Annotated in this window: 23 protein-coding genes and 1 tRNA gene; 9 read left to right on the forward strand and 15 right to left on the reverse strand. The window is 68.9% G+C overall.

Annotated elements, in window-relative coordinates:
- Positions 1–35: 35 nt before the first annotated feature.
- From F1640_RS09225 to F1640_RS09255, 7 genes are read right to left on the reverse strand one after another with little or no spacing between them, the layout of a single operon-like run.
- Positions 36–965, reverse strand: coding sequence for a bifunctional riboflavin kinase/FAD synthetase (locus tag F1640_RS09225; protein WP_194918841.1), 930 nt, complete (start codon positions 963–965; stop codon positions 36–38).
- Positions 962–2,167, reverse strand: a complete 1,206-nt coding sequence (locus F1640_RS09230) for a dipeptidase (RefSeq protein WP_194918843.1) — start codon at positions 2,165–2,167, stop codon at positions 962–964. Before F1640_RS09230 ends, F1640_RS09225 begins: the two co-directional genes overlap by 4 nt.
- 3 nt (positions 2,168–2,170) lie before the next feature.
- Complete coding sequence (locus F1640_RS09235) at positions 2,171–2,659, reverse strand: dihydrofolate reductase (RefSeq protein WP_194918846.1); 489 nt, start codon at positions 2,657–2,659, stop codon at positions 2,171–2,173.
- A complete protein-coding gene (locus F1640_RS09240) occupies positions 2,659–3,717 on the reverse strand; it encodes a 5-(carboxyamino)imidazole ribonucleotide synthase (protein ID WP_194918848.1) in 1,059 nt (352 codons plus the stop codon). Before F1640_RS09240 ends, F1640_RS09235 begins: the two co-directional genes overlap by 1 nt.
- A gap of 40 nt (positions 3,718–3,757) precedes the next feature.
- A complete protein-coding gene (gene purE, locus F1640_RS09245; protein ID WP_124810619.1) occupies positions 3,758–4,255 on the reverse strand; it encodes a 5-(carboxyamino)imidazole ribonucleotide mutase in 498 nt (165 codons plus the stop codon).
- Between the two features lie 30 nt (positions 4,256–4,285).
- Positions 4,286–4,972, reverse strand: coding sequence for a 2,3-diphosphoglycerate-dependent phosphoglycerate mutase (gpmA, locus tag F1640_RS09250; RefSeq protein WP_125954101.1), 687 nt, complete (start codon positions 4,970–4,972; stop codon positions 4,286–4,288).
- A gap of 36 nt (positions 4,973–5,008) precedes the next feature.
- Entirely contained in the window at positions 5,009–5,218 is a 210-nt protein-coding gene (locus F1640_RS09255) for a hypothetical protein (RefSeq protein WP_194918850.1), read from the reverse strand.
- Positions 5,219–5,375: 157 nt separating this feature from the next.
- Between F1640_RS09255 and F1640_RS09260 the strand changes: the two genes are divergently transcribed.
- Positions 5,376–5,450, forward strand: a tRNA-Thr gene (locus F1640_RS09260).
- A gap of 42 nt (positions 5,451–5,492) precedes the next feature.
- Here F1640_RS09260 and F1640_RS09265 read toward each other — a convergent pair.
- Positions 5,493–5,783, reverse strand: coding sequence for a GNAT family N-acetyltransferase (locus F1640_RS09265; RefSeq protein ID WP_194918853.1), 291 nt, complete (start codon positions 5,781–5,783; stop codon positions 5,493–5,495).
- 50 nt (positions 5,784–5,833) lie between these two features.
- On the opposite strand from F1640_RS09265, the gene F1640_RS09270 reads away from it, so the two are divergent.
- The gene (locus F1640_RS09270; RefSeq protein WP_194918855.1) at positions 5,834–6,850 is read left to right on the forward strand and encodes a low specificity L-threonine aldolase; all 1,017 of its coding nucleotides are present in this window, start codon (positions 5,834–5,836) and stop codon (positions 6,848–6,850) included.
- Entirely contained in the window at positions 6,847–7,767 is a 921-nt protein-coding gene (locus F1640_RS09275) for an EamA family transporter (RefSeq protein WP_309229232.1), read from the forward strand. The genes F1640_RS09270 and F1640_RS09275 overlap by 4 nt, the downstream gene beginning before the upstream one ends.
- On the opposite strand, the gene F1640_RS09280 is transcribed toward F1640_RS09275, so the two are convergent.
- Both F1640_RS09280 and F1640_RS09285 read right to left on the reverse strand, forming a co-directional pair.
- A complete protein-coding gene (locus tag F1640_RS09280) occupies positions 7,677–8,546 on the reverse strand; it encodes an SDR family NAD(P)-dependent oxidoreductase (protein WP_255530323.1) in 870 nt (289 codons plus the stop codon). The genes F1640_RS09275 and F1640_RS09280 overlap by 91 nt on opposite strands.
- Entirely contained in the window at positions 8,543–9,856 is a 1,314-nt protein-coding gene (locus tag F1640_RS09285) for a M48 family metallopeptidase (protein WP_194918856.1), read from the reverse strand. The genes F1640_RS09280 and F1640_RS09285 overlap by 4 nt, the downstream gene beginning before the upstream one ends.
- A 105-nt stretch (positions 9,857–9,961) precedes the next feature.
- Here F1640_RS09285 and pepN point away from each other — a divergent pair, with 105 nt between their 5' ends.
- Positions 9,962–12,634 carry an aminopeptidase N gene (gene pepN / locus F1640_RS09290; protein ID WP_194918858.1) on the forward strand — a complete coding sequence of 891 codons (2,673 nt, stop codon included), beginning with the start codon at positions 9,962–9,964 and terminating at the stop codon, positions 12,632–12,634.
- 1 nt (position 12,635) lies between these two features.
- Positions 12,636–13,433, forward strand: coding sequence for a peptidoglycan editing factor PgeF (gene pgeF, locus F1640_RS09295; protein ID WP_375336188.1), 798 nt, complete (start codon positions 12,636–12,638; stop codon positions 13,431–13,433).
- A gap of 117 nt (positions 13,434–13,550) precedes the next feature.
- On the opposite strand, the gene F1640_RS09300 is transcribed toward pgeF, so the two are convergent.
- From F1640_RS09300 to galE, 4 genes are all read right to left on the reverse strand, one after another.
- Positions 13,551–14,834, reverse strand: a complete 1,284-nt coding sequence (locus F1640_RS09300; RefSeq protein WP_194918860.1) for an MFS transporter — start codon at positions 14,832–14,834, stop codon at positions 13,551–13,553.
- Between the two features lie 83 nt (positions 14,835–14,917).
- Positions 14,918–15,568 (reverse strand): HAD-IA family hydrolase, encoded by a 651-nt coding sequence (locus F1640_RS09305; RefSeq protein ID WP_194918862.1) that lies wholly within the window; start codon positions 15,566–15,568, stop codon positions 14,918–14,920.
- Between the two features lie 120 nt (positions 15,569–15,688).
- On the reverse strand, positions 15,689–15,814 hold the full coding sequence (ykgO, locus tag F1640_RS09310) for a type B 50S ribosomal protein L36 (protein WP_003046794.1): 126 nt from the start codon (positions 15,812–15,814) through the stop codon (positions 15,689–15,691).
- 72 nt (positions 15,815–15,886) lie between these two features.
- On the reverse strand, positions 15,887–16,891 hold the full coding sequence (gene galE / locus F1640_RS09315) for a UDP-glucose 4-epimerase GalE (RefSeq protein ID WP_194918864.1): 1,005 nt from the start codon (positions 16,889–16,891) through the stop codon (positions 15,887–15,889).
- A 153-nt stretch (positions 16,892–17,044) separates the two neighbouring features.
- On the opposite strand from galE, the gene F1640_RS09320 reads away from it, so the two are divergent.
- The 4 genes from F1640_RS09320 (at position 17,045) to F1640_RS25195 (ending at position 19,820) form a co-directional block, all read left to right on the forward strand.
- On the forward strand, positions 17,045–17,803 hold the full coding sequence (locus tag F1640_RS09320) for a DUF4136 domain-containing protein (RefSeq protein WP_255530324.1): 759 nt from the start codon (positions 17,045–17,047) through the stop codon (positions 17,801–17,803).
- Positions 17,804–17,878: 75 nt separating this feature from the next.
- The gene (locus F1640_RS09325) at positions 17,879–18,481 is read left to right on the forward strand and encodes a DUF4136 domain-containing protein (protein ID WP_124810606.1); all 603 of its coding nucleotides are present in this window, start codon (positions 17,879–17,881) and stop codon (positions 18,479–18,481) included.
- Entirely contained in the window at positions 18,478–19,632 is a 1,155-nt protein-coding gene (locus F1640_RS09330) for a M14-type cytosolic carboxypeptidase (protein ID WP_194918865.1), read from the forward strand. The genes F1640_RS09325 and F1640_RS09330 overlap by 4 nt, the downstream gene beginning before the upstream one ends.
- 56 nt (positions 19,633–19,688) lie before the next feature.
- On the forward strand, positions 19,689–19,820 hold the full coding sequence (locus F1640_RS25195) for a hypothetical protein (protein WP_255530325.1): 132 nt from the start codon (positions 19,689–19,691) through the stop codon (positions 19,818–19,820).
- Between the two features lie 18 nt (positions 19,821–19,838).
- Here the strand turns inward: F1640_RS25195 and arsC are convergent, their stop codons facing one another.
- Positions 19,839–20,180, reverse strand: a complete 342-nt coding sequence (arsC, locus tag F1640_RS09335; protein ID WP_194918867.1) for an arsenate reductase (glutaredoxin) — start codon at positions 20,178–20,180, stop codon at positions 19,839–19,841.
- Positions 20,181–20,195 lie beyond the last annotated feature (15 nt).

Below are 20,195 nucleotides of genomic sequence, written 5' to 3' on the forward strand. Positions count from 1 at the left end.
CGGGAGGGGCCGGGGGTGGGCCGTGGCGCCCGAACCTACCCCGCCGCCAGCAGCCGCCGCGCCTCGTCGCAATCGCGGTTCATCTGTTCGACCAGCGCATCGAGCGAATCGAACTTCGCTTCGGACCGCAGGAAGTGGTGGAAGGCCACCTCGATCTCCTGGCCGTAAAGATCGCCGGACCAGTCGAAGAAAGTGGGTTCCAGCAGTTCCTTGGGCGGATCGAAGGTGGGGCGGATGCCGATGTTGGCCGCGCCCTGCACCACGCGCCCGTCGGGCATGCGGCCAGTGACGGCATAGATGCCATAGCGCGGGCGCAGGTAAGTGCCGAGCGGCAGGTTGGCGGTGGGAAAGCCGATCGTGCGCCCCAGCTTGTCGCCGTGCTGCACCACGCCCCGGATCGCGAAGGGCCGCGTCAGCAGCCGCGTGGCGGTGGCGCAATCGCCCGCCTGCAGCGCGGCGCGGATGCGGCTGGAGGAGACGACTTCGCCGCTTTCCACCACGGGGCCGACCGCGCGCGCCGTCAGCCCGCTTTCCGCGCCCAGTTCCGCCAGCACGCGCACGTTGCCACCGCGCCCCTTGCCGAAGGTGAAATCCTCGCCCGTGACCACGCCCGCCGCACCCAGCCGATCGACCAGCAGCCCGCGCACGAAGTCCTCCGCCGTGGTGGCGGCCAGCGTTCCATCGAAGGCGAAGACCAGCATGGCATCGGCCCCGGCGGCGGCGAACAGTTCCTCGCGCTGGTCCAGCGTGGTCAGCCGGAATGGCGGCGCATCGGGCTGGAAATGGCGCACCGGGTGCGGATCGAACGTGGCGACGATCGCCGGGCGGCCTTGCGCCCGCGCCTGGCGCACCGCCTCGCCCACCACCGCCTGATGGCCGAGATGGAACCCGTCGAAATTGCCGAGCGCGATCACCGCCCCGCGCAGATGATCCGGCGCGCGATCGCGCGCGTCGATTCGCGTCATCGATGCGCCTCTGCCGTGACCCCGGCCGACGCGGAGGCCATCGGCCGCAAGCCGGCGCGAATCACGCGCAGGGCATTGCCGCCCATCGCCGCGCGAATCTCGTCCTCGCTGAAACCTTCGTCGATCAGGGCCTGGGTTACCTGTTCCAGTTGCGCGGTATCGAACCGGGTCGTGGTCGCCCCGTCGAAATCGCTGCCTAGCGCGACATGGTCGATCCCGACAAGATCGCGCACGTGGCGCATCGCCTTGGCCGTCGCGCGGGGGCTGGTATCGCAGACCGCCGCGTCCCAATAGCCGATGCCGATCAGCCCGCCGGTGCGCGCCACCCCACGAATCTCGTCGTCGGTCAGGTTGCGGTTGACCTTGCAGGTCGCCTGCACTCCGCCGTGGCTGGAAACCACCGGCCGCCGCGCCATCGCCAGCACGTCCGCCACGCCGGCGTGGCTGAGATGCGCGATATCCACGATCATGCCCTTGTCTTCCATTCGCCGCACGATCTGCCGGCCGAACGGAGTCAGCCCGCCCTTCTTCAGCCCGTGCATCGATCCGGCCAGTCCATCGTCGAAGAAATGCGTCAGGCTCGCCATGCGGAAGCCGGCGGCATAGAACCGGTCGAGGTTCTCCGCCTTGCCTTCCAGATCGTGCAGTCCCTCGATCGAGAGCATCGCGCCCACCGGCTGCGCCTTGTTCCCGCGCCGGGCCAGCAGCAGATCGAGCGAGGCATCGTCGCTGACTTTCAGCAGCATCCCGCCCGACGCCGCGACCGCGCGGTCCAGCTTCTGCCCGTGCCACAGCGTGCGTTCGGCCAGCGAATTCCACGTCCGCACCGGCTGCAATTGCGCCACCGCCAGCGCGCCCAGCGTGTCGCTGTCCGCCGGGTTGGCATCGTAATTGAGGCCGCGCGGCGATTTCGACACCGACGAGAACACCTGCAGCGCGACATTGCCTTCTTCCAGCCGCGGCAGATCGACATGCCCGCGCCGCGCCCGGTCGCGCAGATTACGCCGCCACATCAGCGTATCGGCATGCAGATCGACGATCCGCAGCGATCGGTGCAGTTCCCGCGCCCGGTCACTGACCGCGATCAGCGGCTGCCCATCGATCCGGTTCATCTGCGATTCGACGAAGGCCGGCAGCGGCCCGAAGAACGCCGCCGCCGCCAATCCGGTCACGCCCAGTGCAATCGCCACCCAACGACGCATGGTTCAGCCCCCCTCCCTTTCCAGCGTCACGAAAGCGAACGCCGGGCGTCCCTTTTCGGCCGGGTGCGTCTCGCGCGCAAGCTCCCGCCATTCGGGGCCAAGGGGGGGCATCACCGTGTCGCCCGCGACATCGGCATGGACTTCGGTCAGTTCCACCCGCGCGGCCAGCGGCAGGAACAGGCGGTAGATCTCCGCGCCGCCGACCACGGCCACTTCGCCATCGCCGGCCAGCGCCAGCGCGGCCGGTACATCGTGGACCACTTCGGCCCCTTCCGCCTGCCAGCCGGCATCGCGCGTCAGCACGATATGGCGGCGGCCGGGCAGCGGCGCGGGAAAGCTCTCGAACGTCTTGCGGCCCATGATCATCGGCTTGCCCATGGTCAGCGCCTTGAACCGCCGCAGGTCCGCCGGAAGGTGCCAGGGCAGCGCGTTGTCCCGACCGATCGTGCCGTTGGCGGCGCGCGCGTAGATCAGGACCAGGGCCTGCGCCATTACAGGATCAGCCGGGTGACGTGGCCCATCTTGCGTCCGGGACGGACCGCCGCCTTGCCATAGAGGTGAAGGTGGTTGGCGGGATCGGACAGGATCTGCGCCCAGTCGCGCGCGGCATCGCCGATCAGGTTGTCCATCACCGCGCCCTTCGCCGCCAGCGCCGTGCTGCCCAGCGGCAGAGCGCAGATCGCGCGGATATGGTTCTCGAACTGGCTGACCAGCGCGCCCTCGATCGTCCAGTGCCCGGAATTGTGGACGCGCGGGGCCATCTCGTTGAACACCGGGCCGTCCGCCGTGGCGAAGAATTCCAGCGTCAACACGCCCACATAGTCCAAGGCGTCGGCCACTTTTGCCGCCAGCGCGCGCGCCGCGTCCACCTGCGCCGTGATGAACGTGGGCGCGGGCACGGTCGAACGGGCCAGGATGCCACTGTCGTGCTCGTTTTGCGCCGAATCCCAGAAGCGCACGTCGCCGGCCGCGTCGCGCACCATTATCACCGAGAATTCGCCCGCGAAGCGCACGAAGCCTTCGTAGATCAGCGGCACCGCGGGCAGGTCCAGCCCGGCGGCGTCGGCCGGGTCCATGATCCGCCACTGGCCCTTACCGTCATAGCCGTCGCGCCGCGTCTTGAGGATGCCGGGCGCGCCGATCCGGGCGATGGCGGCGGCCAGGTCGGCGGCGGAATCGACTTGCGCCCACGGCGCGGGGCGGCCGCCCAGCGCCTCGACGAAGCTCTTCTCGTTCACCCGGTCCTGCGCCACTTCCAGCGCGCGGACCGGCGGATGCAGCGGCGCATGTTCGCCGATCGCAGCCAGCGGCCCGGCGGCGACGTTCTCGAACTCGTACGTCACCACCGCGCATTGCGCGGCGAAGGCGGCCAACGCGGCCTCGTCGTCATAGCGCCCTTGCGTGAACGCGGCGCTGACATCGGCCGCGACCGAATCCGCTTCCGGCGCATAGACATGGCAGCGATAGCCGAGGTTCGCCGCCGCCAGCGCCAGCATCCGGCCCAGCTGGCCGCCGCCGAGAATGCCGATGGTTTCGCCGGGGGCGATCATGCGCGGCTCCCGCGCGGGGTGTGGCGCACCACCATCTCCCTCAGGACGGCCGTTCCGCGACCGAATCGGTCTGCGCGGCACGGAAGGCGATCAGCCGTTCGGCCAGCGCGGGATCGGACGTGGCGAGGATCGACGCGGCCAGCAGGCCGGCATTGGTCGCGCCCGGCACGCCGATGGCCAGCGTACCCACGGGAATGCCGCCGGGCATCTGGACGATCGACAGCAGGCTGTCCATGCCCTTCAGCGCCTTGGATTCGACCGGCACGCCCAGCACGGGCAGGTGCGTCATCGAAGCGACCATGCCCGGCAGGTGCGCCGCGCCGCCGGCCCCGGCGATGATCACCCGGAAGCCTTCCCGGTGCGCGCCCTTGGCGAAGGCGACGAGCCGGTCGGGCGTGCGGTGCGCGGAAACGATGCGGCATTCGTGCGCCACGCCCAGCTTGTCGAGCGCGGCGGCCGCGTTCTTCATCGTCTCCCAGTCGGACTGGCTGCCCATGACGATGGCCACGGCCGGCGCCTGCGGCGAGGTATCACTCATGCCCTGCCCCCTCTCAGGCCGGAACGCGCCTCAGCGTTCCGACAGGTAGTACCGCTCGATCTCGGCGAGGTTGTCGTCCAGTTCATAGACGATCGGCTGGCCGGTCGGAATCTCGAGGCCGGTGATGTCGGCGTCCGAAATGCCCGAAAGGTGCTTCACCAGCGCGCGCAGCGAATTGCCGTGGGCCGAAACGATCACCGTTTCGCCGGCCTTCAGCGCCGGGGCGATCTTCTGTTCGAAGCACGGCAGCACGCGGGCGATCGTGTCCTTGAGGCTTTCGGTGGCCGGCACGGCGATGCCGGCATAGCGCGGGTCGGCCGCCAGGTCGAAAGCGCTGCCCGCTTCCAGCGGCGGCGGCGGAATGTCGAAGCTGCGGCGCCAGACCTTGACCTGCTCGTCCCCGTGCTTCGCGGCGGTCTCGGCCTTGTCCAGCCCGGTCAGGCCGCCATAGTGCCGTTCGTTGAGCCGCCAGTCCTTGTCTTCGGGAATCCACAGCCGCCCGGCCGCTTCCAGCGCGAAATGCAGCGTCTTGATCGCGCGCGTCTGCAGCGAGGTGAACGCCACCGTCGGCAGCACGCCCTTGTCCTTCAGCAGCGTGCCGGCGGCGAGCGCTTCGGCCGCGCCCTTTTCGGTCACATCCACGTCCCACCAGCCGGTGAAACGGTTTTCGAGATTCCATTGCGATTGACCGTGACGGATCAGGATCAGGCGGGGCATCGTGGCTCCTGCTGCTCTACTGCGGGAAACGGCCCCCTAGCGCTCCCCTTGCGGTTTGGAAAGGCCGCCGGTGCCGGATTCGCCGTTGCCCGCCTCGCGCGCGCGAAGTTCGCGCGTCCCAAGTTCTCTGGCCCCAAGTTCTCTGGCCCCAAGTTCCCTGGCCTGCGCCTTGCGCCGCTTCAGGTTCTCGCGCAGGCGCGCGGCCAGCCGTTCCTCGCGCGTCATTCTTGCCGGATCGTCGCTCATGCCGTGCGATGTGCCTTGCCGGCGCGCGCACCGCAAGGGCACGCCTCTGATACCGCGGCACGTCATACCACGCTTGACAAAGCCGGCCCTCGCAGCCAATAGCGCGCCCCTGCCCGCCGCCGGTTCTTGCCGGCGCGCCGGAGCGCGGAAATGGTGTGCTGCTGTAGCTCAGTGGTAGAGCGCATCCTTGGTAAGGCTGAGGTCGGGAGTTCAATCCTCCCCAGCAGCACCATTTCCCGCCCCGCTTCCAACAAGCAGTGTCAGGCCATCAGTATCAGGTCAGCAGGTCCGCCCATTCGGGATGGCGCTGGAACGCGGCGGCGACATAGCTGCAATCGGGCGCGATCTTCCAGCCTTCGGCCCGCGCATCCGCGATCAGCGCCTCCACCAGCTTGCCCGCCACACCGCGCCCGCCGATTTCGGGCGGGACCAGCGTGTGTTCGGCCGCGACCACATCGCCCCGGCGGCGCCAGGTCAGCCGGCCCACCGCGTCGCTTCCCGCGACCGCCGCGCGGTATTCGCCCTCGGCGCCACCGCCGACGCGCGTGATCGTGACCTGTTCCATTGCTTGCTCCCGCTTGACCGCTTGTGTCGGTGCCTTAGATGCCTTGGCGCATGAAGTTCTTCTCCGATAACGCCGCCGGCGTCCACCCCCGCGTCTGGGACGCGATGCGCGCGGCCGACCAGCCCGACGCCGCCTATGACGGCGACCGCCTGAGCGCGCGGCTGGACGAGGCCTTTTCGGCCTTGTTCGGCACCGAATGCGCCGCATTGTGGGTGGCGACGGGCACCGCTGCAAACTGCCTGGCGCTGGCCGCGCTGGCCCAGCCGCACGGCGGGATCGTATGCCATCGCGAGGCGCATATCGAAGTGGACGAAGGCGGTGCGCCCGGCTTCTTCACCCACGGCGCCAAGCTGCTGCTGGCCGACGGCGAAGGCGCGAAGCTGACGCCCGAGACGATCCGCGCGACGATCGACCCGATCCGGCGCGACGTGCACCAGGTGCAGCCGCACGCCATCTCGATCACGCAGGCGACCGAATACGGGCGCGTCTATACGCCCGGCGAGGTCGCCGCGATCGGCGCGCTGGCCAGGCAGCGCTCGCTGGGCCTGCACATGGACGGCGCGCGCTTTGCCAACGCGGTGGCCCATCTCGGTTGCGATCCGGCCGCGCTGACGGTGAACGCCGGCGTCGACGCGCTGACGTTCGGCTGCGTCAAGAACGGCGGCATGAGCGCCGAGGCGCTGGTGTTCTTCGATCCCGCGCTGGCCGACGTGGTACGCTATCGCCGCAAGCGCGCGGGGCATCTCCAGTCCAAGGGGCGCTATCTGGCGGCGCAGGTACTGGCGATGATCGAAGACGGCCTGTGGCTTGAAAACGCGCGCGCCGCCAATGCCGCCGCCGCCACGATCGGCGCGGCCTGCGGCGAGCGCCTGCTCCACCCGGTCGAGGCCAACGAGGTCTTCGCCGTGCTTTCGCCCACCGAACAGGCCGCGCTCCACGCGCAAGGGTTCGACTTCTACGATTGGCCCGCCCCCGAAGGCGCGCCCGGCGCGGCGCGGCTGGTTACCGCGTGGAACAGCGATCCGGCGCATGTCGAGGCGCTGGCCCGCGCCATTGCCGCGCTGTGACATCGCCCGCCGGCGGGCCGGCTTCGTTCTGGAGCCCGCGCATCCTGGGGCCGTTCGCGCTGGTGGCGCTGATCTGGGGCTCCACCTGGCTGGTCATCAAGGATCAGATCGGGTCCGTGCCGGCCAGCTGGTCGGTCACCTGGCGCTTTGTCGTGGCCGCGGTCGGCGTGCTGCTGCTGGCGCTGGCGCGCCGCGAGAGCCTGCGGCTGGACCGGCGCGGACACCAGCTCGCCGTGCTGATGGGGCTGCTCCAGTTCGTCTGCAATTTCCAGTTCGTCTACCGCGCCGAGCAGCATATCACCTCGGGCATCGTCGCCGTGCTGTTCGCGCTGCTGCTGGTGCCCAACGCCCTTTTCGCGCGGCTGTTCCTGGGGCAGCCGCTGACGCGCGGCTTCCTCGCCGGATCGGCCATCGCCATCGCCGGCATCGCCCTGTTGCTGCTGCACGAGGTGCGCACGGCGCCGGTCGGCAACGCGGCGCTGCTGGGCGTGCTGTTCACGTTCTGCGGCATCCTGTCCGCGTCCAGCGCCAACGTGCTGCAGGCGAGCGAGGCCGCGCGGACGCGCCCGATGCTGGCCCTGCTGTTCTGGGCGATGGTCTGGGGCGTCGCGATCGACGCGCTGTTCGCGTGGATGGTCTATGGCCCCCCGCAAATCGACATGCGGCCCGGTTATCTGCTTGGCATCGCCTATCTGGGTGTGATGGGGTCGGTGGTGACCTTTCCGCTCTATTTCCAGCTGGTGCGCGAACTCGGCCCCGGCCGCGCGGCCTATAACGGGGTGGTCGTGCCCGTGGTGGCGATGCTGCTGTCGACGCTGTTCGAAGGTTATCGCTGGTCGTCGCTGGCCGTCGCCGGCGCGGTGCTGGCGATGGCGGGGCTGATCGTGGCGCTGAGAGCGCGCAACCCTTCGCGATAGGTCGGATAGCGCGGGCGCCAGTTCAACAGGCGCCGCGCCCGCCCGTTCGCGACGCGGCGGTTCTCCGCGTAGAACGCACGCGCGGCCGGGGAAAGGCCGGCCGCCTCCAGCGTGAGCAGCGGCGGCGGCGCGCATCCCGCCAGCCGCGCCGCTTCCTCGATCACCGCGTTCTGGCTGCACGGCAGATCGTCGGACAGGTTGTACACGCCCGCCGGCCCGCCGAACGAGGCGATGATTCCGCCGGCGATGTCCTCCACGTGGACGCGGCTGAACACTTGCCCGGGCAGGTCGATGCGGTGCGCTGTCCCCGCGCGCACCCGTTCCAGCGCACTGCGGCCGGGGCCATAGATGCCCGGCAGGCGGAACACGCGCACGCGGGGATCGAGCACCTGCCAGGCCAGGTCCGCATCGGCCCGGGCGGTCCGGCGGCCTCGCCCCACCGGCGCGCTTTCGTCCACCCAGGCGCCGGCTGCATCGCCATAAACGCCGGTGGAGGAGAGATAGCCGATCCAGCCCGCGCCGCATTGCCGGATGCGCGCGCCATGGCGCAGCAGGACCGGATCGCCACCCGCCTCCGCCCCCTTGCCCACTGCCGACGGCGGCACCGACGAGAGGACATGCGTGGCGTGCGTCAGTTCCGCCGCGATGCCGGCGTCGTCATCGAAGGCCAGCGTGCCTGCGCGGCCGGTTCCGCTGACGCGCCAGCCCTGCCGCCGCAACCGCTCCGCCAGTATCCCCGCGCTGTAACCCAGCCCGAAGACGAACAGGCGGCCCGTCAATGCTGTGCGTCCATCGGCTCCAGCACGATCGGCGTCGGCTTTGCCATCGGCGCGCCGGGCATGTGGATCTGCTTCCACCGCATCGCCAGCCGCACGCGCGTGGCGCCCGAGGGATGATCGTAGAACAGCGCTTCCTCGACCGGGCCAGGATCGATCTTGCGGTATTCGGAAAGCTTCATCGACAACGAGGCGAACCCGTCCGGCTCGTGCGCGGCGTCCAGCCCGAAGACATCGGCGTCCCGCTCGGTCACGCGGACCAGCGTGTTGGTGATCGGCGTGACCATCAGCGAAAAGACCACGAAAACGCCGGCAAGGAGAGGCATCGAGGCGGGATCGGCCACGTCGCGAATGTTCCACCGGGCTCCGTACCGGGCCAGGATCAGCGGCATGGCCCAGGCCGCCAGGAACAGCATCAGCCCGTAGAGCGCCGTCAGCCAGATCCACGAGCGCCAGACATGGCCCAGCACGTAATGCCCCATCTCGTGCCCCACCGCGGCGAGGATTTCCGGCTCGGTCGCGCGGTGCAGCAGGTTGTCGTTGAGGCTGATCCGCACGCTCGGCCCGATGCCCGAGACATTGGCCGAAATGCGCTTGGTCTGCTTGGACGCGTCATAGACGTAGATATGTTCGGCCGGCACGTCATAGGCCTTGGCCATGGCGACGATGCGATCGCGCACCGGCCCCTGGGGCAGTTCGGAATAGGTATTGAACAGCGGGAGGATATAGACCGGCGCGAACAGCATCGCCAGCGCGAGGAAGACCGAGACGACCCCCGTCGATACCATCCACCAGTTCTTCGGCATCCGCCGGATCACGGCATAGATCACCACGAACAGCAGGCTGCCGATCACCAGCGTCACGAACAGGCCGATCACCTGTTCGCCCAGCCAGCCGGCGAAGGACTGGTTCAGCAGGCCATAGCGCGCCTCGCGCACGAACCCTGTGTAGATGGTCCACGGCAGCAGCAGCAGCGTGCTGGCCATCAGGAACACGGCAGCCACTTCGAACACCACCAGCGCGCGCCCGCGGCCCTTCCCTTCGGCCGCATCGCGCACACGGGGCAGGATGCGCAGCCGCAGCATGATCCAGTAGGCGGCCACCGAAACCAGCGTGCCAATAAGCGCGATCCAGTAACCGCCCTCGAAATAGGCGTCCGACTTCACCCGCGCGGATCCCTGCAGCGTATCGAGGTAGGCGCGCGTGGCGGCATCGGCGTTGAAGCCAGCCGCATGGCCGACGCCCGGCACAGCAAGGAGGGCAAGGAGCGACAGAACGGCATATGTGAAAGGGAAGAAAAAGCCCCGGCGCATTCACAGTCCTCAAACGGTCGTTCAACAAGGCCTGCGCGGCGAAACCGTCTGGAGTCAAGAGCGTTTGGCGATTGCCCTTGGCCGGCTTCGCCCTACATTGGGACCATGAACGACCTCGCCAATCCGCCGTCCGCCTCCCAGACCGTCGCCACGCCCGCCTCCCCGGCCGACGCCCCGGCGCCCGCGCACCCCGCCGTGATCCATCGCGCCGACTACCAGCCGCCGGCCTGGCTGGTGCCGGAAATCGCCCTCGATTTCGCCCTGTCGCTCACCGAAACCCGCGTGCAGGCGACGCTTTCGGTCGAACGCAACCCGGCGGGCGACGGCGCGCGCAGGCTCCGTCTCGACGGGGATGGCCTGCGTCCCGCAAGCGTGTCCGTGGACGGCCTGCCGCACAACGACTGGCGCCTGGAAGGCGACGCGCTGCTGATCGACCTGCCGGGCGGAAAGCACCAAATCGGCATCGAAACTCTGGTCGATCCCACTGCGAACACACAGCTTTCCGGTCTCTACGCGTCCGGCGGGATGCTCTGCACCCAGTGCGAGGCGGAGGGATTCCGGCGGATCACCTTCTTCCCCGACCGGCCCGACGTGCTGAGCCGCTACACGGTGCGGATGGCGGGCGACAAGGCGCGCTTTCCGGTGCTGCTGTCGAACGGCAATCCGGTGGCGCAAGGCGAGGGGCCGGACGGCACGCACTGGGCCGAATGGCACGATCCCTGGCCCAAGCCGTCCTATCTCTTCGCGCTGGTGGCGGGCGATCTGGTGCCCACGCGCGACAGCTTCACCACCCGGTCCGGCCGCAAGGTCGATCTGGCAATCTGGGTCCGTGCGGGCGACGAGACGCGCACCGGCCACGCCATGCGCTCGCTGATCGCCTCGATGAAATGGGACGAGGAGGTCTACGGCCGCGAATACGATCTCGACCTGTTCAACATCGTCGCCGTCTCGGACTTCAACGCCGGCGCGATGGAGAACAAGGGCCTCAACGTCTTCAACACGCGCTACATCCTGGCCGATCCGGAAACCGCGACCGATGCGGACTACGACGCGATCGAGGGCGTGGTCGCGCACGAATACTTCCACAACTGGTCGGGCAACCGCGTGACCTGCCGCGACTGGTTCCAGCTCAGCCTCAAGGAAGGCTTCACCGTGCTGCGCGACCAGCAGTTCAGCGCCGATCGCGGATCGCCGCCGGTCAAGCGGATCGAGGACGTGCGCGTGCTGCGCGCGGCCCAGTTCCCCGAGGATTCGGGGCCGCTCGCCCACCCGATCCGGCCCGACAGCTACGCCGAAATCTCGAACTTCTATACCGCCACGGTCTATAACAAGGGCGCCGAAGTCATCCGCATGATGACGGTGCTGGCCGGGCCGGAACGCTTCCGCAAGGGCACTGACCTCTATTTCGCGCGCCACGATGGCGAGGCGGCGACCTGCGAGGATTTCGTCAAGGCGATCGAGGACGGGGCAGGGCTGGACCTCACGAAATTCCGCCGCTGGTACGAACAGGCCGGCACGCCCAGGGTGGACGCCGCGCTGGCGCACGACGCGGCATACGGCACGGTCACGCTCACGCTCCGCCAGACCGTGCCGCCCACGCCCGGCCAGCCGGTCAAGCAGCCGATGCCGATCCCGCTGCGCACCGCGCTGTTCGACCGCGCCACCGGCACGCACCGGGGCGAACACCTGCTGGTGCTGGAAGAGGCGGAACAGGCCTTCACGTTCGAAGGCCATGCCGAGGCACCGGTGCTGTCGATCAACCGGTGCTTTTCCGCGCCCGTGGCGATCACCAGCCCGGCGACGACGGCCGACCTCGTGTTCCTGGCCGAACACGACGACGATCCCTTCGCCCGGTACGAGGCGATGCAGCAGCTGGTCGTCCAGCACCTTGTCGCGGCCGTCACGGGCACGCTCGACGATGCCGCGCGCGCGGCCGGCGAAGCGGCGATTACCGAAGCCTTCGGCACGATCCTGGCCGACGCCAAACTCGACGACCTGATGCGCGGCGAACTGGTGATCCTGCCCGGCGAGGCCTATCTCGCCGAACAGATCGCCGGGGTCGATCCCTCGCGCGTCCATGCCGAACGCGAAGCGCTGAAGCAGCACCTCGGCACGCGGTTGCGGGCGGAGATCGTCGCGCTTCACGATCGCTGCTCCGCCGTGCCCTACAGCCTCGACGCCGCCGCGCGCGGCGCGCGCAAGCTGAAGACGCAGGCGCTGGTCTATCTGGCCGCGGCCGAGCCCGCCGAAGCCGCCCGGCGCGCCAAGGCGCAATATGACGCGGCCGACAACATGACCGACCGGCAGGGCGCGCTGATGGTGCTGTGCGGCCTGTCCGCACCCGAGCGCGAGGCGGCGCTGGCCGATTTCCACCAGCGCTTCGCGGGCAACATGCTGGTGATCGACAAATGGTTTTCGCTCCAGGCGGGATCGCTCCACCCGCAGGCGATCGCGCACGTGAAGGCGCTGGCCAGCCATCCCGACTTCACCATGACCAACCCCAACCGGGTGCGCTCGCTCTACATGGCGTTCGCGGCCAATCCGCAGGCGTTCCACAAGCCGGACGGCGAAGGCTATCGCCTGATCGCGGACCTGATCCTGGCGCTCGATCCGATCAACGCCAACACCGCCGCGCGCTTCGTGCCGCCGCTGGGCCGCTGGCGCAAGGTGGAGCCGGGCCGCGCCGCGCTGATGCGCGCGGAGCTGGAACGCATCGCGGCCTGCGCCACGCTGTCGCGCGACGTGCGCGAGCAAGTCACGCGCAGCCTGGACAGCTGACGTGGTGGAGGTTGCGGGCATTACCGGCGTGGACGTGCTCACCCACCCGGCGTTGGGCGGCGTGCCCCACGGCTTCCTGGGCCGGCGCGGCGGAGTGAGCGAAGGCGTTCTCGCCGGCCTCAACGTCGGCTGGGGCAGCGAGGACGATCCCGCCGCCACGGCCGAGAACCGCCGCCGCGCGACCGAGGCCGTCCTTCCCGGCGGCCGGCTCGTCTGTGCCTATCAGATCCATTCGCCCGACGTGGTGACGGTGACCGAGCCGTGGCCCGAGAGCGACCGCCCGAAGGCCGATGCGCTCGTCACCCGCCTGCCCGGCGTGGTGCTGGGCATTCTCACCGCCGATTGCGCCCCCGTGCTGTTCCACGACGCAAAAGCCGGGGTGATCGGCGCGGCGCACGCCGGCTGGAAAGGCGCGTTCGGCGGAGTGACCGACAATACCATCGCGGCGATGGAAGCGCTGGGGGCCAGCCGCGCGGACATCACCGCCGTGGTCGGCCCGTGCATCGCGCAGAAAAGCTACGAGGTGGACGCCGCCTTCGAGGACCGTTTCCTGGCCACCGACCCGGCCAACGCGCGCTTCTTCCGCGCCGGCAAGGCGGGGCACGCCTGGTTCGATCTGGAAGGCTACGTCGCGGCGCGGCTCCACGCCGCGGGCGTCGGCACGGTCGCCATGGTGGGCGAGGATACCTACAGCCAGCCGGACCGCTTCTATTCGTTCCGCCGCGCCACGCACCGGGGCGAGCCCGACTATGGCCGCGAGATCTCGCTGATCGCGCTGCCGCAAAACCGGACGGCATAGCCTTTGATCGTCATTGCGAGGGGCAAAGCCCCGCGGCAATCCAGAGCCGCGCGCGGGACTCTGGATTGCGGCGCGTGCCGCTCGCAATGACGAAGCGTGTCAACCCGGCGTCATGCTTCAGGCGATTCGCGATGTCTTTCGCGTATCGGGCATCAGCAGGTAGACCACGAACGATACCGCGATGCAGCCGGCCACGTACCAGAAATAGCCGTCTTCCCAGCCTTCGGTCTTGAACCACAGCGCGATGTATTCGGCCGATCCGCCGAACACCGACACCGTGACCGCATAGGGCAGGCCCACGCCCAGCGCGCGGATGCCGGCGGGGAACAGTTCGGCCTTCACCACCGCGTTGATCGCGGTATAGCCGCTGACCACGACCAGCGCCGCCATCAGCAGGGCGAACCCGGTCCAGAAATCGTGCGCCACCGCCAGCGCGCGCATCAGCGGCACGGTGATGACCGCGCCCACCAGCCCGAAGGCCAGCAGCAGCGGCCGCCGCCCGATCCGGTCCGACAGCGCGCCGACCAGCGGTTGCAGCACCATGAAGCCCGCCAGCACCAGCGCGGAGACCAGCGTCGCGTCCTCCTTCGACCAGCCGGCGGTGTTGACCATGAACTTCTGCGCATAGGTGGTGAAGGTATAGAACGCGACCGTGCCGCCCATGGTCAGGCCCACCACCGTCAGCACCTCGCGCGGGTGGGCGAGCAGGCGGCGCAGCGAAGGCTGGTGTTCGCGCTCCTGCTCGAACGCGGCGGTTTCGTGCATGGTCCGGCGCAGCCACAGCGCGGCGACGGCGCACGCGGCGCCGATCAGGAACGGGACGCGCCAGCCCCAGGCGTGAAGCTGCTCCTCCGTCAGCACCTGTTGCAGCACGATCAGCACGCCCAGCGCCAGCAACTGCCCCATGATCAGGGTAACGTACTGGAAACTGGACCAGAAGCCGCGCCGCTCGGCCGATGCCACTTCGGAAAGGTAGGTCGCACTCGCGCCGTATTCGCCGCCGACGCTGAGGCCCTGCAACAGCCGCGCGATCACCAGCAGCACCGGCGCGGCCACGCCGATCCGGTCATAGCCCGGCGTCAGCCCGACGATCAGCGAACCCAGGCACATCAGCAGCACGGACGCGGTCAGCGCCGTCTTGCGCCCCGCCCGATCGGCGTAGAGCCCCATCAGCCAGCCGCCGACAGGGCGCATCAGGAAGCCCACCGCGAAGACCGCGGCGGTGTTCAGCAGCTGCGCGGTGGGATCGCCCTTGGGAAAGAACGCCGAGGCAAAATAGAGCGAGAACGCGGCATAGACGTACCAGTCATACCATTCGATGAGATTGCCCACCGATCCGCTGAAAATCGAACGCAACCGGCCCGGCGCCTCCTTCGATCCGTGATGCGCGCCCGATGCCATAGCTCTCCCCGCCGATGTCAGGAAGCGACGCTAGGCGGCGGCGGGGGCAAAGATCAAGCGACCGCTGCCGCAAGGGTGCGGGTTCAGAGCAGGCCCCGCGCCTCGAGATCGGCGCGCAGCGCGGCGGCGTCGTCGCGGAAATGGTGGGTGTGCCAGCCGAGCGCGTCCGCCGCCGCGATATTGGCGGCGTTGTCGTCGATGAACAGCATCCGCGCAGGCTCATGACCGAAACGGCGGGCCGCCAGCGCGAAGATCGCCGCATCGGGCTTGATCAGCTTTTCCACGCCGGAGACGACGATATCGCGGAAATGGTCAAGCACCGGGAAGGTCGGGCGGAACATCGCCCAGGTATCGGCGCCGAAATTGGTGATCGAAAACTGCGGTATCCCGCGCGCATCCAGCGCCCGGACCAGTTCGTGCGTGCCCGTGACCGGCCCCGGCACCGCATCCAGCCAGTTGGGCGCATAGGCTTCGATCAACGGGCGATAGGCGGGAAATTCGGCAGAGCGCGCGGCGATCATCTCCGCCAGCGGAACGCCCGCGTCGTGCTGCGCGTGCCATTCCTCGGTCACCACGTTGGCCAGGAACCAGTCCAGTTCGCGCGGGTCGGCGATCAGCTTTTCGTAAAGCGAGGCGATTCGCCACTGCACCAGCACGCGGCCGATATCCCAGACGACCGCGTCGATCGCGCCATCAACGGGCGCATCGACCGGGGCATCGTCCTGCTGGCTCACGCTGCGTTCCCGCAAACAAATGCGCCCCCGCGCAGGCGGGGGCAGCCTTGCCTCTGCAAGAGGCGTCGATCAGGACGGAAGCGTTCCGGCAGGTGCGGGAACGCTTCCGCCAGAGCCGGATCAGCCCTGGCGCGCCTTGAAACGACGGTTGGTCTTGTTGATGACGTAGGTCCGGCCACGGCGGCGGATCACGCGGTTGTCCCGGTGGCGGTCCTTGAGCGACTTCAGGCTGTTGCGAATCTTCATGACGAATCCCTTTGCCCGAAGCGACCGGGCTTGAAACTGAAGGCGCGCCGATAAGGGCGGGCCGGTGTAAAGTCAACCTTCGCCGAGGATCTCGGTCAGCTTGCGCTCCCACGCCAGCGCGTGCGTGACGATGGTTTCGAGATCGGCGTATTTCGGCACCCACGGTACCGTCGCCCGGATCCGGTTGTTGTCGGAAATCAGCGAATCGGGATCGCCGGCACGGCGATCCTCCAGCTTGCGGACGATGGTGCGGTTGGTGACGCGGTCCACCGCGTCCAGCACTTCCAGCACCGAGAACCCGCGCCCATAGCCGCAGTTCATCGTCAGCGACCGTTCCGGCTGTTCGATCAGCGCGCCCAGCGCCAGCACGTGCGCCTCGGCCAGGTCCGACACATGGATATAGTCGCGCACGCCGGTGCCATCGGGGGTGGCATAGTCGGTGCCGAACACCGCCACATGCCCGCGCTTGCCCAGCGCCGCCTCGACCGCGACCTTGATCAGGTGCGTCGCGCCGGCGGTGGACTGGCCGGTGCGCGCCTGCGGATCGGCGCCCGCCACGTTGAAATAGCGCAGCGCGCAGAAGTTCAGCGGATGCGCCCGGGCGGTGTCGGCCAGCATGATCTCGGTCATCAGCTTGGACATGCCATAGGGATTGATCGGCAGCTTCGGGCTGTCCTCGTTCACCGGCGAAACCTCGGGCACGCCATAGGTCGCCGCGGTCGAGCTGAAGATGAAGTGGCGCACGCCGCCCTTCACCGCCGATTCGATCAGCGCGCGGCTCTTGGCGGTGTTGTTGTGGTAGTATTTCAGCGGGTTCTCGACCGATTCGGGCACCACGACCGATCCGGCGAAGTGCATCACCGCCCCGATCCCTTGTTCCGCGATGATCCGCGCCAGCAGATCGCCGTCCTCGATATCCCCCTGATAGAACGGCACGCCATCGGGAATGGCGAAGCGGAAACCCGTGGTCAGGTTGTCGATCACGCTGACGGGCCACCCCGCGTCCTTCAGCGCCAGCACGGCATGACTGCCGATATAGCCTGCGCCGCCGGTGACGAGGACGGGTACTGCGGTCATGTACGAATCACTCCGGAATGCAACGGACACCCTGCCCTAGCAGCAAGATTCGCAGGGAATCATTAAGTAGCGCGTTCAGTCAGGTGAAAGCGCCGGCGTGGCATCGCGCCGGCGGGATCGCCTTGGAAGCCCTTCACCGAAAGAACACACGCCATGCCCCGGGTTCGCACAACCTCCGCCCTTTCACCCCTCCTGATCGCGGCCGCGCTGCTGGCCGGCGCGCCGGCGGCGCTGCACGCCCAACCCTATGGCGGCTGGGGCGGCGGGGGCTGGGGGCGCGGCGGCTGGGGCGGCGATCCGTTCGGGCCATACGGTGCGGACAGTCGCAACAGCCGGACGGGCAGCGAACCCACCAAGAAGGTCGAGGTCACCACGTTCCGCGCGGCCGATGCCGGCAGCGCACTGGCGCAGGGGCCGATCGTGATCGCCGCCGTAGCACCCGATGGCTACGACGGCAGCGAGGACAACGTCGAGCCCGACGCCAAGCTGCCGGTCTATGAGGCGGCGGTGGTCGATCAGCTTGCCGGACACGGCTACAACACCGCCACCTCGGGCGCGGACGGCGGACAGGTGGCCGAAGTGGCGGTCAGCCATTCGGTGGTGCAGCCGGAGGAAGCCCCGCACAAGCCCGTGAGCGGCGCGATGAGCACCACGATCAGCAACCGCGGCAGCGGCGTCGGTCTGGCGCTGGCGGTCGATCTTTCCAAGCCAAAGAAGGCGATCATCGGCACGCGGCTGGAAGTGCGCATTCGCGACAAGGCGACGCGCCGCGTGCTGTGGGAAGGCCATGCCGAAGGCGTCGCGCGCGAGGGCGAGGCCGGGCTGGACAACACCGCCGTCGCCACGCGCCTGGCCACCGCGCTGTTCGCGAAGTTCCCCGAAGGCACCGAAGTGGCCGCGCTCCAGCCCTGATCGGAGCAACCTGCGGTTGCACGGGCACGTATCACGCCCATATCGGTTACCGGGACAACGATTGAGGATACGCCGATGCGCCGCCTGCTGATTGCTTCCGCCCTTGTGCTGGCCGCCTTGCCGGCCGCGCCCGGCGTGGCGTTCGCCGCCCCGGTCGAAGTCACGCGGTTCCACACCGCCGAATCGCTGGCGAAGCTGGTGCCGGGCGCCGCGCTGGCGCTGGCACCCGCGCCGGGCGAAGACCCCGCCGGTCTCGAAACCGCGCTGTGGAACGATGCGGTCATGCGCGAAGTGGCTGCCCGTGGCTTCGGCACGGCGACCGCCGGCGCGGCGGACGCGCTGGTCGAAGTGCGGGTGGAACGGCGCACCGAACGGCAGGAACGGCAGCGCGGGCCGGTCAGCGTCGGCGTGGGCGGCTCCACCGGCGGCTGGAACAGCGGCGTGGGCCTGGGCGTCGGATTCAGCCTGGGCGGCGGATCGCGCGAATGGACCGAAACCCGCCTGTCCGTGACGATCCGCGACCGCGCGACGGGGCAGGCGCTGTGGGAAGGCCGCGCCGAATCGCGCGACAACGCGAAGAAGAAGGAAGCCGATGCGGCCAATGTCGCGCCGCGCCTGGCCCATGCGCTGTTCACGGACTTCCCCGGCAAGTCCGGACAGACTATCCAGGTCAAATGACGCAAACCCCCATCCGGATCGACGCCGCGTTCGACAGCGGCAACATTGACGTTCTCTCCATCGACGGAACCGCCGCCCGGCTGGCGATCCGGCGCGATCACCAGTCCGAATTCGCCCAGTGGTTCCACTTCCGTGTGGCCGGTGCGGCGGGCCGCGAACTGACGCTGGCGATCACCGGGCTTGGCCAGTCCGCCTATCCCGGCGGGTGGCCCGATTACAACGCCTGCGTCTCCGAAGACCGCGAATACTGGGGCCGCGCCGCATCGAGCTATGACCCGGCGACCGATGGCGGCACCCTGACGATCCGCCACACCCCTGCCGCCGACATCGCCTGGTTCGCCTATTTCGCGCCCTATTCGATGGAGCGGCATCACGATCTCGTCGCCGCGGCCGCGGCCAGCGAGGGCGTATCCCACCGCACGCTGGGCACCACGCTGGACGGCCAACCGATAGACCTGCTGGAGCTGGGCGAGGGCGAAACCCAAGTCTGGCTCTATGCCCGCCAGCATCCGGGCGAGAGCATGGCCGAATGGTGGATGGAAGGCGCGCTCGATCTGCTGACCGATCCCGCCGATCCGCACGGGCGCAAGCTGCGCCAGCTCTGCCGCTTCCACATCGTGCCCAACATGAATCCCGACGGATCGCGGCGCGGCCACCTGCGCACCAACGCGGCGGGCGTGAACCTGAACCGCGAATGGGATACGCCCTCGGACGAACGCTCGCCCGAAGTGCTGTGCGTGCGTGACGCGATGGACGAAACCGGCGTCCACTTCGCGATCGACGTCCACGGCGACGAGGCGATTCCGGCGGTATTCCTGGCCGGGTTCGAGGGCATCCCTTCCTGGACCGAACAGCAGGGCGCGGAATACCGGCGCTATCGCGCGATCCTCGAACGGCGAACGCCCGATTTCCAGACGCGGCGCGGCTATCCGGTGGCCCCGGCGGGCAAGGCCAACCTGTCGATGTCAACCAACCAGCTCGCCGAGCGCTTCGGCGCGAGCCACGGCTGCGTCTCGATGACGCTGGAAATGCCGTTCAAGGACAATGCCGACCTGCCCGATCCGGCGCAGGGCTGGAGCCCGGAACGCAGCAAGCTGCTGGGCCGCGAATGCCTGGCGGCATTGCTGGAACTGCTGCTGACGCGCCCGTAACAGAGCTTAGGGCCGCGTTTACGACCCGTTAACCCGGCACGGGGCATGAACGGGCGATGTCCCGCGCGATTGCCTCGATCAAGGCTGCCTCGATCACGGCCGCCCCGCTTGCCGAAGGGCTGCGCGCCGTGATCGTGCTCGGCTGCGCGCTGGCGCTGATTCTCGCCGGACGCGCCCTGCCCTTCTGACGCGCGTTCTAAGGCGGCTCAGAGGATTTCCTGGACCTTTTCCTTGGGCCGACACAGCCGCACGCCCTTGTCGGTTTCCACCAGCGGCCGTTCGATCAGCTTCGGGTCCGCCACCATCGCCGCCAGCACGGTGGCGTCATCGGCAGCGGGCAGGCCGCGTTCCTCGGCATCGGTGCCTCTCAGGCGCAGGCCCTGCTGCGGGGTGATTCCGGCATCGCGATAGAGCTGCGCCAGCTTGTCGGCGCTCGGCGGCGTCTTGAGGTATTCGACCACGGTCACGTCCGCGCCCGCTTCCTGCAACAGCGCCAGCGTGTTGCGCGATGTGCCGCAGTTGGGATTGTGCCAGATCATCGCCTTCATCGCCGGGTCTCCTGT

Origin of the sequence: Novosphingobium sp. NBM11 (assembly GCF_015390225.1) — a bacterium.
Classification (GTDB): domain Bacteria; phylum Pseudomonadota; class Alphaproteobacteria; order Sphingomonadales; family Sphingomonadaceae; genus Novosphingobium.